This window comes from Colwellia sp. MB3u-55 (genome assembly GCF_014076785.1).
In the GTDB taxonomy this organism is placed as follows: Bacteria; Pseudomonadota; Gammaproteobacteria; order Enterobacterales; family Alteromonadaceae; genus Colwellia_A.
The window spans coordinates 17,836-33,998 of the sequence record NZ_JACGUS010000112.1 but is presented as its reverse complement, the minus strand read 5'-3'; the positions used below and the strand labels follow the sequence as shown (position 1 = coordinate 33,998).

The 16,163-nt window shown below is 36.5% G+C and carries 14 protein-coding genes; 7 read left to right on the top strand and 7 right to left on the bottom strand.

From position 1 onward, the window contains the following. Positions 1 to 14: 14 nt before the first annotated feature. Positions 15 to 905 carry a (2E,6E)-farnesyl diphosphate synthase gene (gene ispA / locus H4J66_RS09460; RefSeq protein ID WP_182173643.1) on the bottom strand — a complete coding sequence of 297 codons (891 nt, stop codon included), beginning with the start codon at positions 903 to 905 and terminating at the stop codon, positions 15 to 17. After that, the gene (locus H4J66_RS09455) at positions 905 to 1,168 is read right to left on the bottom strand and encodes an exodeoxyribonuclease VII small subunit (protein ID WP_070375867.1); all 264 of its coding nucleotides are present in this window, start codon (positions 1,166 to 1,168) and stop codon (positions 905 to 907) included. The genes ispA and H4J66_RS09455 overlap by 1 nt, the downstream gene beginning before the upstream one ends. A gap of 513 nt (positions 1,169 to 1,681) precedes the next feature. Between H4J66_RS09455 and pomA the strand changes: the two genes are divergently transcribed. The 3 genes from pomA (at position 1,682) to thiI (ending at position 5,049) form a co-directional block, all read left to right on the top strand. Beyond that, positions 1,682 to 2,449 (top strand): flagellar motor protein PomA, encoded by a 768-nt coding sequence (gene pomA, locus H4J66_RS09450; RefSeq protein ID WP_182173640.1) that lies wholly within the window; start codon positions 1,682 to 1,684, stop codon positions 2,447 to 2,449. A 12-nt stretch (positions 2,450 to 2,461) separates the two neighbouring features. Further along, positions 2,462 to 3,400 (top strand): flagellar motor protein MotB, encoded by a 939-nt coding sequence (locus H4J66_RS09445; protein WP_182173637.1) that lies wholly within the window; start codon positions 2,462 to 2,464, stop codon positions 3,398 to 3,400. Between the two features lie 194 nt (positions 3,401 to 3,594). Continuing rightward, entirely contained in the window at positions 3,595 to 5,049 is a 1,455-nt protein-coding gene (gene thiI, locus H4J66_RS09440) for a tRNA uracil 4-sulfurtransferase ThiI (RefSeq protein ID WP_182173634.1), read from the top strand. Positions 5,050 to 5,059: 10 nt separating this feature from the next. On the opposite strand, the gene H4J66_RS09435 is transcribed toward thiI, so the two are convergent. Together H4J66_RS09435 and H4J66_RS09430 are read right to left on the bottom strand one after the other, a co-directional pair. After that, positions 5,060 to 5,989, bottom strand: coding sequence for a ketopantoate reductase family protein (locus tag H4J66_RS09435; protein ID WP_182173630.1), 930 nt, complete (start codon positions 5,987 to 5,989; stop codon positions 5,060 to 5,062). 1 nt (position 5,990) lies between these two features. Then, positions 5,991 to 6,341: a VanZ family protein gene (locus H4J66_RS09430; RefSeq protein ID WP_182173627.1), complete on the bottom strand. Its 351-nt coding sequence runs from the start codon at positions 6,339 to 6,341 to the stop codon at positions 5,991 to 5,993. 156 nt (positions 6,342 to 6,497) lie between these two features. Between H4J66_RS09430 and H4J66_RS09425 the strand changes: the two genes are divergently transcribed. After that, positions 6,498 to 6,980, top strand: coding sequence for a YajQ family cyclic di-GMP-binding protein (locus H4J66_RS09425; protein WP_070375873.1), 483 nt, complete (start codon positions 6,498 to 6,500; stop codon positions 6,978 to 6,980). Positions 6,981 to 7,222: 242 nt separating this feature from the next. Then, positions 7,223 to 8,578: a sodium-dependent transporter gene (locus H4J66_RS09420; protein ID WP_182173624.1), complete on the top strand. Its 1,356-nt coding sequence runs from the start codon at positions 7,223 to 7,225 to the stop codon at positions 8,576 to 8,578. 205 nt (positions 8,579 to 8,783) lie between these two features. Here H4J66_RS09420 and H4J66_RS09415 read toward each other — a convergent pair whose 3' ends face one another. Both H4J66_RS09415 and H4J66_RS09410 read right to left on the bottom strand, forming a co-directional pair. Continuing rightward, entirely contained in the window at positions 8,784 to 9,491 is a 708-nt protein-coding gene (locus tag H4J66_RS09415; RefSeq protein ID WP_182173621.1) for a TIGR01621 family pseudouridine synthase, read from the bottom strand. Further along, on the bottom strand, positions 9,492 to 10,853 hold the full coding sequence (locus tag H4J66_RS09410; protein WP_182173618.1) for a Na+/H+ antiporter NhaC family protein: 1,362 nt from the start codon (positions 10,851 to 10,853) through the stop codon (positions 9,492 to 9,494). A gap of 270 nt (positions 10,854 to 11,123) precedes the next feature. Here H4J66_RS09410 and gshA point away from each other — a divergent pair, with 270 nt between their 5' ends. Both gshA and H4J66_RS09400 read left to right on the top strand, forming a co-directional pair. Continuing rightward, the gene (gshA, locus tag H4J66_RS09405; protein WP_310650647.1) at positions 11,124 to 12,695 is read left to right on the top strand and encodes a glutamate--cysteine ligase; all 1,572 of its coding nucleotides are present in this window, start codon (positions 11,124 to 11,126) and stop codon (positions 12,693 to 12,695) included. Between the two features lie 1,041 nt (positions 12,696 to 13,736). Continuing rightward, positions 13,737 to 14,357, top strand: a complete 621-nt coding sequence (locus H4J66_RS09400; protein ID WP_182173615.1) for a hypothetical protein — start codon at positions 13,737 to 13,739, stop codon at positions 14,355 to 14,357. Between the two features lie 497 nt (positions 14,358 to 14,854). On the opposite strand, the gene H4J66_RS09395 is transcribed toward H4J66_RS09400, so the two are convergent. Beyond that, entirely contained in the window at positions 14,855 to 16,138 is a 1,284-nt protein-coding gene (locus H4J66_RS09395) for an HlyC/CorC family transporter (RefSeq protein ID WP_182173612.1), read from the bottom strand. Positions 16,139 to 16,163: the final 25 nt, after the last annotated feature.

Genomic DNA, 16,163 nt, shown 5'->3' with positions numbered 1-16,163 from the left:
TTGCAAGATCAAGATCAATGAGCGCGTTTGATAATAAACGTCGCAAATTGAGCTAAGTTATCTGTATTGTAGGGTAAAGTTGCTAAAGCTTGAAGTGCTTGTTGATATAAGTTGTCAGCTTTTTGCTGAGCGCCCTGTAAACCTAATAGCGCAGGGTAGGTACTTTTATTAGAGGAAACGTCTGAACCTGCTGGTTTTCCTAGCTCTTCCACACTAGAAATAATATCAATTATATCATCGCGCACTTGATAGGCTAAACCAATATGATCAGCATAAACGGCGAGTTGGTGCTTTTCATCGGCAGAAATATCGTTACTTAACTCTGTAACCATGGTCACAGAGGCTTTTAACAACGCACCTGTTTTTAGTGAATGTAGTTTTTCTAGTTCAACTAAAGTGATCACTTTATCGGTCGCAGAAATATCAAGTGCTTGTCCACCGCACATGCCTTGGTAACCTGAAGCATTGACTAATTGACGGATTAAGCTAATACGTTTTGATTCAACCGCGGCGCTAAAGTTATGATTAACTAAAATATCAAAGGCAAGCGTCTGTAAACTATCACCCGCTAAAATAGCAGTCGCTTCATCAAACGCTTTATGACAAGTTGGTTGCCCACGACGTAAATCATCATCATCCATCGCAGGTAAGTCATCATGAATTAATGAAAAAGCATGAATACATTCTAATGCTGCCGCAATACCGTCAACGTCAGATAAGTTAAGTCCCAGTGCATCACCGGTAATATAACTTAAATAAGGACGCATGCGTTTACCACCAATTAATAAGCCATATTGCATTGCCGATAGCAATTTTTGATCATTTATTTCATAAGCGGCTAATTTGTTGGCAAGGTATTCATTAATGCGCGTTTGATAAACGTCGAGTTGATATAATTGGGTCACTAATTACTACCCAAACTTTCTGAGTCAACTTCGTTTTCAAAATCTTCAAGTTGAGCTTTACCATTTTTTGTCAGTAAGATTTGAATCTTTTGTTCAGCATTTTTTAACTTTTCTTGACTGGCTTGGCTGAGATTTAAGCCGCGCTCAAAAAGGGTCATTGAATCTTCTAAACTCAACGCTCCTTGTTCTAAATTCTGAACAATAGTTTCAAGTTCTAAGAGTGATTCTTCAAAGCTTAAGTTTTCTATTTTTTTCTTAGCCATCATCGAGGGTTCAGTGATTAAATATCTATGCGCAAATTTATACCAAACGCCTTAATTAATCAATAAACTTCAAATGCTTTTGCCCCTTAATGACTATCATATACTTTCTATTGTGGGTCATTTTACGACTAGAATAGCGCTTATATTTATCATTAACGCGTTGCGCTTAACGATAACTAGATAAATATAAATTGGCTTAGCATAAATATAGCGAATTTAGTTGGCAGTATTAACTGTTTCTGGACTATACGTTGTTAAAGATACAGAACAATTATTTTGTTCAGTCAAGTTAACCTTAAAAATAGGGACTAATTACTTAAGTTATTGACAATATAGACGATAATAAACTTATAGAGCCGTAACCCGTTCATATGCCGTTTTAACTCTGCGCTTTGGATGGTTACGGGTAAATCACGAGCGTGGATAAGAATATAAGTATTCGCGTATCGTAATACCTTAATGTATTATCAAATAATACGACTATCCGTATCATTTTTTTGTGGAGACTTTTTTGTGGATATAGCAACAATATTAGGTGTAGTAGGCGCAATAGGTTTACTCATTATGGCAATGATGTTGTCTGGTGATATCGGTATGTTTATTGACGTTCAGTCAGTTATTATTGTTTTTGGTGGTTCAATATTTGTTGTGTTATCTCAATATAATCTCAGTCAGTTTTTTGGAATTGGGAAAATTATAGTTAAAGCTTTTATGTTCAAAATGGAACAACCTGACGACCTTATTGAAAAATCAGTTGAGATGGCAGATGCGGCCCGAAAAGGTGGTTTCTTGGCATTAGAAGAAGCCGAGATCACCAATGGTTTTATGCAAAAAGGTGTGGATATGTTGGTCGATGGTCACGACGCTGATGTAGTTAGAGGTACTTTACAAAAAGATATTCAATTAACCTCAGAGCGACATGAAACTGGCGTTGGCATGATGATGGCGCTTGCTGATGTTGCGCCTGCAATGGGCATGATAGGGACTTTAATTGGTTTGGTGGCGATGCTATCAAATATGGATGATCCAAAATCTATTGGTCCGGCCATGGCTGTTGCTCTATTAACAACGCTTTATGGTGCGTTCCTTGCTAACGTTATTGCTAGTCCTATTGCTTCAAAATTAAAGCTTAGGTTAGCTGAAGAGAAAATGAATCAAGAACTCATTCTAGATGCTATTTTAGGTATTCAAGATGGTCAAAATCCACGTGTTATCGAGGGGTTGCTTAAAAACTATCTTGCTGAAGGTAAGCGTGTTGTAAATACCACAGAAGAAGAATAACGGGAGTAATTTATGGCTGAAAAATGTAAATGTCCACCTCCCGGACTCCCGGCTTGGATGGGTACTTTTGCTGACTTAATGGCACTATTAATGTGCTTTTTCGTTTTACTTTTATCTTTTTCTGAAATGGATGTTTTGAAATTTAAACAAATCGCGGGTTCAATGAAATTCGCCTTTGGTGTTCAAAATAAGATTGAAGTAAAAGATATTCCCAAAGGCACCAGTATTATCGCGCAAGAGTTCCGCCCAGGTAAACCAGAGCCAACACCTATTCAGGTAATCCAGCAACAAACCATGGAAATGACACAACAGATGTTGGAGTTCCAAGCAGGTGATGAAACCTCTGCAGGTGGTCGACAAGAACAACGAGGTACAGAACGTGGTGGACAATCACAAAGTACTGCAGATGAAATGTCAGCCCAGGCAATGCAAAAGGCTCAAGACGAATTAGAGCAGGCTTCGCAAGAGCAAGTAAATGAATTAGTTAAAAAAATTGCTGATCAATTAGAACAACAAATTCAAGATGGTGCCATAGAGCTTGAATCTCTCGGACAACAAGTAATTATTCGTATTCGTGAAAATGGTTCTTTTCCTTCGGGTTCTGCTTTTTTACAACCACAGTTTCGCCCTATCATTAGAGAAATAGGTGAACTACTCAACACGGTTCCGGGTGAAATTATGGTTTCTGCACACACAGATGATCGCGGTATTAGTTCAGAGTTATTTTCTTCAAATTGGGATTTATCAAGTAAACGAGCTGTCGCTATTGCTCATGAATTAATTAAAGTCCCTGAGTTTGACCAGTCGCGTTTACTGGTTGTTGGTCATGCCGATACAAGACCGGTAGTGCCTAATACTAACGCGCTAAATCGTAGAAGAAACCGACGTGTTGAGATTTCAATTAACCAAGGTAAAGCTAAGGAAACCGAACCTGTTTCTATTATTAAATAATAAATTAAGCTGAGAAATTCAACTGTCGTGATGGAGTTAAGTGATAAACCCCCGTTTATTGCTTAGCGTACATTTTTCAACTTACTCTTCTTTTCAACTTACTCTTCATTTCAATTTCGTGTATAATTCGCGCCATCATTTTTGTCGGCCGATTATGGCCTTTAGTCTAGTTTGATATTTAGGGTCGCTTGTTCATGAAATTCATCGTAAAACTCCAATCTGAAATTGCTGTAAAGAGTCGTCCGGTTCGTAAGCGCTTTACTAAAATTTTAGAATCCAGCATTAAAAATGTTTTACGACGTGTTGATGAGCAAATTACCACTCAGGCAAACTGGGATAATATAGAGGTTAATACTAAAAATAACTGTCCTAAAAATCGTTTGGCAGTAATTGAAACCTTAAAGTGTGTTCCTGGTGTTGCTCATTTTCTTGAAGTCCAACAAGTGTTATACACTGATGTTCATAGCATTTTTGAAAAAACTTTAGTAGCACACCAAAAAACTATTGAGAACAAAACTTTCTGCGTTAGAGTAAAACGTAAAGGAACACATGATTTTAGTTCATTAGAAGTTGAACAATATGTTGGTAGTGGTTTAAAAAAACATGTTGAGTCATCGAAGGTTAAACTGAAAAAACCTGACGTAACTATCTTATTAGAAATTAAGGAACAATATTTATTTATTGTCGCTGAGCGTCACGAAGGCTTAGGCGGATTCCCAATCGCAACACAAGAAGATGTTTTATCGTTAATGTCAGGCGGTTTTGATTCTGGTGTCTCTAGTTTTCAAATGATAAGAAAAGGTACTCGTACTCACTATTGTTTCTTTAATTTAGGTGGCGCTGCTCACGAAGTTGGCGTGAAGCAGATGAGCTACTATTTGTGGAATAAATTCGGTGCCTCACACAAAGTTAAATTCTTTTGCGTTGATTTTGAACCGGTTGTTGCTGAAATTTTAGAAAAAGTAGATAACGGACAAATGGGCGTTATTCTTAAACGTATGATGATGCGTGCTGCTGCTCAAATCGCTAAACGCGCTAAAATTAAAGCATTGGTTACCGGCGAAGCATTAGGTCAAGTATCGAGTCAAACATTAACTAATTTAAACATAATTGACAGAGTAACGGATACGTTAATTATTCGTCCATTAATTGCCTACGATAAACAAGATATTATTGATATTGCTCGTAAAATTGGCACGGAAGATTTTTCTAAAACCATACCTGAATACTGTGGTGTTATCTCTAAACGACCAACAATAAAAGCTATTTTACCAAAGATCGAAGCAGAAGAAGAAAAGTTTGATTTTGATATTTTAGACAAGGTTGTTGAAGAAACCCGTGTTTATGATATACGCGATATAGGCAAAGAAAGTGAAGAAGAAATTCATGCGGTTGATACAGTAGACGATCTTCCTAGCGATTCAATCGTTATTGACATTAGAAGCCCTGATGAAGAAGACGAAAATCCTCTCGAACTTGAAAACGTCAACGTTATTCATATTCCTTTTTATAAGCTACCTAATAAGTTTAGTGAGTTAGAGCAAGATAAAGAATATTTACTGTATTGTGACCAAGGTGTAATGAGTAAGCTACAAACACTATACTTAATTGGTGAAGGTTATAAGAACGTTAAAGTTTATCGTCCTTAATATGACACGTTTACTCGGGTAAGTATTTATCCTCAAGTGCTTTAACAGCTAACCATAGTTGAGTATTTATCGCTGTGGTTAGTTGATGTTTCTCCCCTAAACGGTGAATGTAACCGTTGATATACTCTATTTCGGTACGACGTTTATTAAGCACATCAGCACGCATCGAAGAGGTGTTTTTATTAGTGCTTTTAGCAACATTATGGATTAACTGTCGTAATAAAATCTCACTTAATATTTCGCCTTCCTTCGTCGCTACAGCAACGACCTCACTGATAATATCTTCGGTCATTCTCTGGTAAGCTTTTTGATTCACTTCACCATTTTCAATATCGTTTAGTGCTGAAATAGGGTTGATCACACAGTTAATGGCTAACTTTTTCCACTGCGCTTGTTGAATGTTTTCTTGCCAGCTAAGCTGTTTCAGGCTTTTATTAAGGAGTTCTAATAATTGCTTTTGCTTTATTGAGTGCAGTGTCCCATAAATAATACCCAGATCGCTATGGCCCATGCCGGTATGTTTAATATGATAAGGAGCGACTTTTTTAGCGCCTTGCGTAAGTAACAAAGCCAATAAACATTGTGACGGTTTAAGTCGAGAGTTAATTTCTTCGAGAGTTCCTAAACCATTGTGGGTAAGAATAATAACAGCATTGTCACTGATTAAATGATCAACAGCTTTCATTGCTGCGGTGACTTGATAAGACTTTACACAAAAAATTATAACGTCAGCACTGGCAATTAATTGATTATTAGCCATTGTAAGTGGAAAGCTTTTTGCAACATCATTTATTTCACTAAAAAAGTAATCAGATAATGTTGTTGGCGTTGAGGGCCATAATGATACTAAGTTATCACCTTGTTGGTTAATTATCGCTTGAGAAAGCCGATGATAACAAAGTAAACCTATTGCACCTTGGCCAACAATAACAATATTCATCTTATCTTTTTATACCTTTGGGCTGTTGATAAAGTACAAAGATCCACTGAAGAACAGCAAAGAAAGATATGCCGACAACATCAGCGACAAAGTCAAAAAATTCCCCACTGCGAAAACCTAAGTAATATTGATTTAATTCAGTAAATGCACTATAAAAAAATAAACAAATAACCGTATTGATTAAAGGTAGTTTCATCAAACCGACTAAAATCCAAGTCAGACCAAAAAAACCAATGATATGGCCAATAGTATCTATTTGTATTTTATTAATAACGGTGGTTTTTAAATCATTAGGGACTAAAAAAATCAGTGCTAATACCAGTAAAAAAACTAATATAGTTAGTCGTTGCATGTAACGTTTCATTAAGGGGTAATTCATGAAGTCATTAGTTTATAATTATTCATCATAACATGTGAAAATAGCCGTTGCGATCACCTTTACCCGTTAGTGGTAATCTTGCTAAGATTACCAACACTTAAATTATTGAATTATCGAAAGGTCAAGATCATGCCCTCTATGGATATCGTTTCCGAAATTAATTTGGAAGAAGTAAGAAATGCAACTGAAAACTGCAAGAGAGAATTAGAAACGCGTTTTGATTTTCGTGGTGTTGAAGCGAGCATTGAATGGAAAAAGCCCAACGTGGTAGTAAAAGCTGAAGGTGACTTTCAAATAAAACAACTGGTAGATATGGTGCGCGTGCAGTTGGCAAAGCGTAATATCGATGCTAAAGCCCTAACCCTTTCTAATACCGAGCATACAGGTAGAACCTTCACTCAAAATCTTTCCTTTAAAGAAGGTATTGAGCAACCTATCGCTAAAAAAGTCATTAAGTTAATTAAAGACAGTAAGTTAAAAGTACAAGCGGGTATTCAAGGCGATCAAGTACGAGTGACTGGTAAAAAACGTGATGATTTACAAGCGGTCATGCAATTAATTCGTGAAGGCGATTTAGAGCAATCTTTTCAGTTTAACAACTTTCGCGACTAATACAGCGCTTTCTTTAATATGTTAAGCCTTTGAAGGGTAAATATCTCAATACTAAAAAACAGCACTATCGGTGCTTTTTTTTTATACGTTTATTTTTTGTTTTACTCGGTAAGTAATCTTATCTTTACAAGTACACGATGATTTTAGTGACAAATTGCTGACTTTTAGACAATTAACGCTGTTGTTTTGATGACACATTAAGTAGATTAACCGCATTCTAATAATAATAAAGATTATGTTTAATGAGTGTTTCAAGAGGTGGGTTTAGTTCTAGGATTGGTTTTATCATGGCAGCGGCAGGTTCCGCTGTTGGTTTAGGCAATATTTGGGGATTCCCAACACAAACAGCAAGTAATGGTGGTGCTGCTTTTGTTTTAGTTTATTTAGTTTTAGCCTTTTGCTTAGCTTACCCTGCATTTATGGCCGAATTATTAATAGGTCGATACGGGCAAGCGAATGCCGTTAGCTCGCTAGAAAAAATGTCACGCAGTCTTTGGCAGAAAAAATCCGCCTTCTTTGTTGGTTTTGGAGGCATAGTTTGTGCAGCACTTATTCTTAGTTTTTATGGGATTTTAGCGGGCTGGATGATGTCTTATGCCGTTGAACCCGTTTTAACCTTTGTTGGCTTAAGTGATGCAGCGCAATGGGTTATTTCACAATCTTTGTGGCGTAATTTAGGCTTTACCGCTTTATTTATGATCTTGACCGTTTTTATTATTCGCCATGGCGTTGAAGATGGTATTGAAAAATGGTCAACACGTTTAATGCCAATGTTGATCGGTTTATTAATACTGTTAATTATTTATGTTGTTACCTTAGATGGTGCAGCCGAGGGATTAAATGCTTATTTGAACCCTGATTTTTCCCGTGTATTTGAAGCTGATTTATTAATTAGCGCATTAGGGCAAGCCTTCTTCTCTTTGTCACTAGGCACCAGTGTGATGATTATTTATGGTTCATATATTTCTAAAAAAGAGAATTTAATTACCCTAGGTGCACAAGTTACGCTTATTGATGTGTCTATCGCATTCCTAGCCGGCTTATTAATTATTCCTGCGATGTATGTTGCCCAAGCGCAAGGCGTAGCGATATTTGCTGATGATGGCAGTTTAATCAATGGTTCAAGTCTGGTCTTTACTGTTTTACCTAGTTTATTTGAAAGCATGGGTAATATGGGCAGCTTTGTCGCTTTTGCTTTCTTCTTATTAATGTCTATTGCCGCCTTAACATCTTCTATTTCAATGCTTGAAGGACCGGTGTCTTACGTGGTCGAGCGTCATGACCTTCCAAGAGAAAAAGCGACCAGCTTAATTGGTATTGGTATTTTCTTATTGAGCGTGGTTATCGTTTTAAATATTGAAACTATGCTCGATTTTGTTGCCATTGCTGCTACGCAATATGGGCAACCGATTATAGCGATGCTATGTTGTGTTTTTGTTGGCTGGATTTGGCATAGAAATGATGTGCTTATGGAGCTTAAGCAAGGTCATGATAGTGCAGAGCATAGTGTGTTTTGGAAAATTTGGCCTTGGTATACCAAGTTTGTTTGTCCAACAGCGATAGGTGTCGTGTTTATTCATTCATTAAATCTTTTCTAAAACAGTAGAATTTAAAAATGAACATAAAAAAAAGCGAGCTTAGCTCGCTTTTTTTATGTTCACAGTCTCAGTGAATTGGTTAGGATGACAATGCGTTAGTTAGTAGAATGGCGTTTGCCTTTCACCCTTGTCGTCATGCTGAATTTATTTCAGTATCAGGGTGACGGAGTCTTGGCCTAGATGATGAATTCAATAGGGGCTGTTGTTAGCTTATATTTGGCCAAGTAAGTGACCAAGGGGTCTTAATGGCCGCTAATTGTTGTTGGCAAGATTCACTTAAATATCTTTCTCCAGAAGATGGGCAAAGTACATATTGATAATTTTCCCCATCTAAAGTGAAACTCAGCGCGTATGCATGTAAATAACCACGTTGTTCTTGATAAGCATCTTGCGTTGCATAAAGTGGATCACCGAGTATTGGAGAGCCAATACTCGATAAGGCAACACGTAGTTGGTGGGTTTTACCACTTCGCGGTTTTAATAAATACAAACGCTGACCATCGCTAAGTGAATACGACAAGAACTGTGTAATAGCGGGGTTGACTTGTGTTCGCAGTAATTTCCACATACCTCGGCGACTTTTTTCCATATCGCCTTTAATCAAACCTTGTTTTTTCTTAGGCTTTTTATCACTGATCGCCAAGTAATATTTTTCAATCTTATGTTGTTCAAATAACGTTTGAAACTCTTGCGTAGTCGCTAAGTTTTTTGCAAAAATCATTAAACCTGAAGTCATTTTGTCAAGACGATGCACCGGGAATAAATCATCAAATTTACCTTGCGCTTTTCCCTGTTTTTTAATTTGGTTGAAAAAACCTTGCTCAAGGTCGCCTTCATCATGGAAGTTAACATCGGCCGGTTTCTCTACAATAATAAAATTATTGTGTTCAAAAATTATATTAATTGATTGCACTTATGAAAGCCCTAATCCTACGAAGATATAAAGAATAATCGTGAGCACAGCACCAAATAATGCATATGGTAATTGTGTCTTAACATGCTCGAAATGATCACAACCACTGGCGATTGATGCAACCACGGTTGTATCAGAAATAGGAGAGGCGTGGTCGCCAAATACGCCACCACCTAACACAGCAGCGACTAAAAATTCTATGGGTAACCCACTTTGTTGAGCGATAGGTACAGCAATAGGTACCAATATAGCAAAAGTCCCCCAAGAGGTTCCTGTTGCAAAAGCCATTAACGCCGCGGCAATAAAAATAACGGGTGCCATTAAAAATAACGGCAGTTCAACATTAAATAATTCACTGACATAAATACCTGTGCCCAAACCTTTTATTGCGTCACCAAAAGCAAATGACAAGACTAAAATGGCAACAGCAGGAAACATATGTTTAATGCCTGCAGCGGAGCTGAGGGTTATTTCTTTAACACTAAGGAGTTTATTCAAGGTAATTAATAGCACTAATAAAATAAAAGCGCTGATGATTGACCAAAACACAGCAAATGAGCCTGAGCCACGGCGTATGTCGCCATCACCTGTTATCCATAATAAAATTAGGGTCAATGCTAATAACGTTAATAAAGGCAACCACATGATATAGGCTGGCGCTATTTGTTTTACAGTATCTTGTTGCTGCTCGGTTACCAAAGACTCTGCACTTTTCATTGGACCATAAATTTTTCCGCTGTAGGCGGTAAAAAAAGCCAATAAAATAGCGATTATTGCGTAAAAGTTATAACTAACCGTACCGATTAAAACACCCACTGAGTCGGCAAGTTGATAATCATCAAGTAACCCTAATACATAAGCACCCCAGCCATTTATTAATAATAAAATGCTTACTGGTGCGCAAGTTGAGTCAATTAGGTAGGCTAACTTTGCGCGGCTAATTTTGTATTTATCAAAGAGTTTCTGACTAGCCATACCCGCGGTAAACATACTTAAATTAGTATCGGTAAAAATACTGGTACCAATAATTGTCGGCAGCAGACTTGCTTGTCGAGCGTTTTTGACTAAATTTAATGAGGACAGCTTTTCGATAAAGCCATTAACCGCACCTGATTTATTCATTAGGGTCACTAATGCGCCAATTAATAAACTAAAACTAACGATATAAAGGTTGCTGGTAGAAGTGAATACACCACCAATCGCCAAAAAACCATCGGTTAAGCCCGTTATTATTTGCCAGTTTGTCGACATGATACTTGCTAAAATTAAACCGCAGAATAAAGCTAATAGAGCGTTTTTTCGCCAAATGGCAATAAGTATAGCAACAAGTGGAGGAAGTAATGATAAAGGACTGTCTTGCATGATTTTAACTATTTTCTTATTATTATCTTATAATGCACTTTAACGTAAGCGCTAATGTTTAGAAACTGCTTTGTAAGAGATTCATACAAATTTGATTAGTTTTATTTTGAAAATAAAATTAGTGTTTTACGGTCTAGTGCTTTTAGAAAATGAATGTTTATTTTGAGGATGTCACCTAAGATTGATTTTTAATACGATAAAGTATTGAAAAGTTAATTATTACCCTCAAATAGTCAATAGCAGCTACGCTTAATGTATTAGGGATTATTTTTGAAACTTTCTTTTGATGACTATGTAATGGCATTTAGCCAAGATGAACATTTATCTTCCTTAACAGGCATTGGGCGAGGCATAGAACGAGAAGGTTTACGCGTTTTACCTGAAGGACGTTTGTCATTAGCCCCCCACCATAAAAGCTTAGGCGCTGCGTTAACACATCCTAATATCACTACGGACTACGCAGAAACGTTATTAGAGTTTATTACACCGGTGAGTTTTGATCCCAAAACAACTATCGCGCAATTACAAGATATTCAAAAATATACCTTAAGTAAAATTGATGGCGAACTGCTGTGGCCAATGAGTATGCCATGTTTTGTTGACAATGATGATGCCATACCGCTAGCAAAGTATGGTTCATCAAACGTAGGTCAAATGAAAACAGCCTATCGTCAAGGACTAAAGAATCGCTACGGTAGTATGATGCAGGTTATTTCTGGTATTCATTTTAATTTCTCATTTTCTCAAGGTTTTTGGCAAAGTATGCAAAAAATTTCAGAAAATAAGGCACCAATAAATGATTTTATATCAGAAAAGTATTTTTCATTATTACGTAACTACAAACGATATTGCTGGTTGATACCTTATCTTTACGGTAGCTCGCCAACTATTTGTGGTTCATTTTTGAAAAATAAAACCACCACGCTACCTTTCAAAAAGTCAGCGAGTGGTTATATGTACCTTGAGTACGCTACATCGTTGAGAATGAGTGATTTAGGTTACACCAACAGCGAGCAAGCATCGTTGAAAATTTGTTATAACGATTTAAATGGTTATTTAGATGGTGTACAAAATGCGATTAATCTACCTTCAGAAAAATTTGCTGCCTTCGGTTTAAAGGTTAACGGAAAATACCAGCAACTTAACAGTAATATTTTACAGATTGAGAATGAACTTTATGCGCCTATTCGGCCTAAGCAAGTTGCTAAATCTGGAGAGAAACCTTCAGAAGCATTAAGAAATAGAGGGGTTGAATACATTGAAGTACGCGCCCTTGATGTTAATCCATTCTCTGATACGGGGATCAGCATTGAGCAAGTTTATTTCCTTGATGTTTTTATTACCTATTGTGCTTTAGCTGAGAGTCCTCTATTTACTTATCAACAACAAGAAAGCTGCGATGCCAATATGGACGAGGTTGTTGTTCGAGGTAGAGATCCACTTTTACTACTCAATGATAATGGTTGTGATAAATCAGTGAAAGCCTGGGGGAGTGAAATCTTCCAACAAATGCAGAAAGTCGCAATCTTATTAGATAGTGCTTATGGCAGTGAAAAATATAGTCAAGCGGTGGCCAATGAACAACAAAAATTGCTTGATCCTAATTTAACACCTTCCGCTCAATTACTCGATTGTGTGGTAAATCAAAATCAAAGCTTAACAGGCATCGCTTTACAAAAAGCACAAGACTATCGTCAACAGTTACTAGCGGCAGATTATCAGGTGTTTAATGAGCAGTATTTTATTGACGCGGCAACAAAGTCACATCAAGGACAAATGGATATTGAAAACGCTGACCAAGTAGATTTTGATACTTTTTTAGCTGACTATTTTGGTAAATAGTCTTTAATAATTACTCGTCAAAATAGCGCGTTAGTTTACGTGCTATTTCATCTTTCACTCCTGACAGTAAAACTCTTGTTCATGTATAACTGCTCTTGTAAGCCCCCACTTCTTTGTCGTGTTGACTTTATTCATTTCATTTTGCTAAATAATAGGCAAAAAAAACGCATTACTTAAAAAAGAATGCGCAATAAAAACATAACAACTCATAACTACTAAGGGAAACATAAACACTTATAAACTAAGAGTGTTAGTTGTGGTTTTAGTTCCATTTATTTAGCTATTTTTATTCATTGTTTTATTGGCAGAGTCGTTGGTGATTAAATCGCTTATTACAGATGAAATGCAGATAAAGTGCTGATAAAAGTTTGCTGGAATTTAGGCAAAAAAAACGCATTACTTAAAAAAGAATGCGCAATAAAAACATAACTACTCATAACTACTAAGGGAAACATAAACACTTATAAAGTAAGAGTGGTCGTTGTGGTTTTAGTTCCATTTATTTAGTTATTTTTATTCGTTGTTTTATCGGCAGAGTCGTTGGTGATTAAATCGGTTGTTGCTTATAAAGTGCTGATAAAAGTTTACTGGAATTTAGGCAAAAAAAACGCATTACTTAAAAAAGAATGCGCAATAAAAACATAACAACTAAGGGAAACATATACACTTATAAAGTAAGAGTGTTAGTTGTGGTTTTAGTTCAATTAATTTAGCTATTTTTATTCATTGTTTTATCGGCAGAGTCGTTGGTGATTAAGTCGCTTATTACATATAAAATGCAGATAAAGTGCTGATAAAAGTTTACTGGTATTTAGGCAAAAAAAAACGCATTACTTAAAAAAGAATGCGCAATAAAAACATAACTACTAAAGGAGAAACATAAACACTGCTAAGTAAGAGTGGCAGTTCTAGTTTTAGTTCAATAATGTTTCATTTAAAATGAAAATATTTTTTACAACATTACTCTCACTATTATCTAGTTGGTATAAGGTCGTCTTTCTGGCATGATAACAATATCCAATCCAATAACGTACTGATGTTATGTCGTTTATTAAACCTTTTCTTATTTCATTGTTCAGCATCATACTCCTCTCAAGTTGTGCTACATCACCGCCAAAAAATCCTGAAAATATCTGTGAAATTTTTCGTGAACACCGTGATTGGTATTTTGCTGCCAAAGAAGTGCGTGAGCGTTGGGGGGTGCCTATCCATGTGCCCATGAGTATGATGTTCCAAGAAAGTTCATTTAGAGCCGATGCTTTGCCTCCTAGAGACTATTTACTGGGTTTTATCCCTTGGGGTCGGGTAAGTACTGCTTACGGTTACTCTCAAGCAAAAACGATGACTTGGGATGATTATATTAAAGAAACAGACAATTCTGGCGCCGACCGTGATGACTTTGACGACGCTATTGATTTTATGGGTTGGTTTATATTTAAAACACAGAAAATTAATAAGGTCTCTAAATGGGATGCTTACAACCAATATTTAAATTATCACGAAGGTTGGGGAGGCTTTAAGCGTCGCTCTTATAAACAGAAGCCTTGGCTGGCAAAGGTCGCCCGCAAAGTCGATAACCGAGCACGGCGCTACAGTAGCCAATTAAAAAGCTGTGAAGCAGATTTAAATCATGGTTGGTTATGGCGATTATTTTTTGCATAAAGTTTATTTGTCGATATAACTGTAATTAGCTTTGTGAGCATGGTCTTTTATAAAAAGGTCATGCTTTTTAGTTTTAGGGCTAAATTAAAGCCGATGATTGTTCACCGAGTTACATAACATAAGTAGTGATAACATGTAGCATAAATAGTACTTATATAATCTCTTTGCAGTAAAAATGCTCGCAATGGCTTACGTTTCTTATCATAAAAATTATTGTAAAAAAAACTTCATAAATATTAAAGAAAGGCATTGCATTATTTGAGGGCTGGCTCTTATTGGGCTGCGTTTTGTTATCCACAGAAATTGTGGAAAAATCATTATTAGATCAAGTGGTGTGAATAACTCTGTGAATAACTTTGTGGCTTGCTGCTATTATCCACAAAAGAAGAAATAAGAGCATCTAAAAGTAATTTTTACTATGATAAGGATTTCATAAAAAAAGGCCTTAAAATGATGATTTAAGGCCTTGTGTTATATCTGTGGTGTAACCAAACTTGCTACTTTTCTTTATCATTATCGAGATAAAGTTCAGGAAGGATCCTAACTGTTTTGATCATATTATCTGAGACATCAACAATTTCTAAAGGGTAACCTGCTATACGTACACTTAAATTAGCTTCTGGTATATCTTCTAAATATTCGATAATTAAGCCGTTTAATGTTTTAGGGCCATCGGTAGGGAAATTCCATGTCATTTCTTTATTAATATCCCTCACCGTAGCACTTCCATCGACTAAATAACTACCATCAGGTTGTGCATTAACCTCTTCACTTGTCGTCGGCGTCATCGTTGTTGTAAAGTCACCAACGACTTCTTCCAAAATATCTTCTAGGGTTACTAAGCCTTGAATGTCACCATATTCATCGACGACTAAGCCTAATCGTTCTTTGGCATGCTGAAACTTTAATAGTTGCACATTCAGGGTGGTGCCTTCGGGAATAAAATATAATTCTTTTATTGCTCTGATTAAGGTGGTTTTAGTAAATTGATTTTTGAATAAGAGTTTCAATGCATCACGTAGATGAATATAACCGACAACATCATCCATATTGTCTCGATACAATAACACACGGGTATGGTTTGATTGTGCCAGTTGTTTTTGAATCTTTTTCCAGTCATCATTGATATCAATGCCCACTAACTCATTACGTGGGATCATAATATCTTCAACGGTCACTTTCTCTAGATCAAGAATACCGACCAACATATTTTGATCGCGCTCGGGTAGCATAGCCCCAGAGTCATTAACAACGGTTCTAAGTTCTTCTGAGCTTAAACTGTGGTGAACACGTTGTTCAGAACTTACGCCGATTAATAGCAATAAACCGTTAGTGATCCAATTTACAGCAACAACGAATGGGAACAACAGCTTCAATAAAAAAGATAAAACAATTGAGCTTGGAAAAGCGATTTTTTCAGGGTATAACGCCGCTAATGTTTTTGGGGTTACTTCAGAAAATATAAGTACAACAAGTGTTAATGCAATGGTTGCAACTAAAACCCCCATGTCACCAAACAAACGTAAGCCGATAATAGTGGCTATCGCAGAGGCCGCAATATTAACAAGATTATTGCCAATGAGTATTAAACCAATTAAACGGTCTGGACGCTCTAATAATTTACTGACGCGTTTAGCACCTTGATGATTTTGTTTCTCTAAATGGCGAAGTCGATAGCGGTTAAGCGACATAATGCCAGTTTCAGATCCTGAAAAATAGGCTGATAGAATAATTAGAATGCCAAGAATGGCAAAGAGCATTTCCGTTGATATGTTGTCCAAAAAAGGAACCCTATGTTGTGTTATA

What these genes read in the sequence shown, in the direction of transcription:
- H4J66_RS09425 (WP_070375873.1), top strand. Translation starts at nt 6,498, where the DNA reads ATGCCCTCTATGGATATCGTTTCCGAAATTAATTTGGAAGAAGTAAGA.
- H4J66_RS09435 (WP_182173630.1), bottom strand. Translation starts at nt 5,989, where the DNA reads ATGAATATTGTTATTGTTGGCCAAGGTGCAATAGGTTTACTTTGTTAT.
- H4J66_RS09445 (WP_182173637.1), top strand. Translation starts at nt 2,462, where the DNA reads ATGGCTGAAAAATGTAAATGTCCACCTCCCGGACTCCCGGCTTGGATG.
- H4J66_RS09455 (WP_070375867.1), bottom strand. Translation starts at nt 1,168, where the DNA reads ATGGCTAAGAAAAAAATAGAAAACTTAAGCTTTGAAGAATCACTCTTA.
- H4J66_RS09430 (WP_182173627.1), bottom strand. Translation starts at nt 6,341, where the DNA reads ATGCAACGACTAACTATATTAGTTTTTTTACTGGTATTAGCACTGATT.
- thiI (WP_182173634.1), top strand. Translation starts at nt 3,595, where the DNA reads ATGAAATTCATCGTAAAACTCCAATCTGAAATTGCTGTAAAGAGTCGT.
- H4J66_RS09420 (WP_182173624.1), top strand. Translation starts at nt 7,223, where the DNA reads ATGAGTGTTTCAAGAGGTGGGTTTAGTTCTAGGATTGGTTTTATCATG.
- H4J66_RS09410 (WP_182173618.1), bottom strand. Translation starts at nt 10,853, where the DNA reads ATGCAAGACAGTCCTTTATCATTACTTCCTCCACTTGTTGCTATACTT.
- H4J66_RS09400 (WP_182173615.1), top strand. Translation starts at nt 13,737, where the DNA reads ATGTCGTTTATTAAACCTTTTCTTATTTCATTGTTCAGCATCATACTC.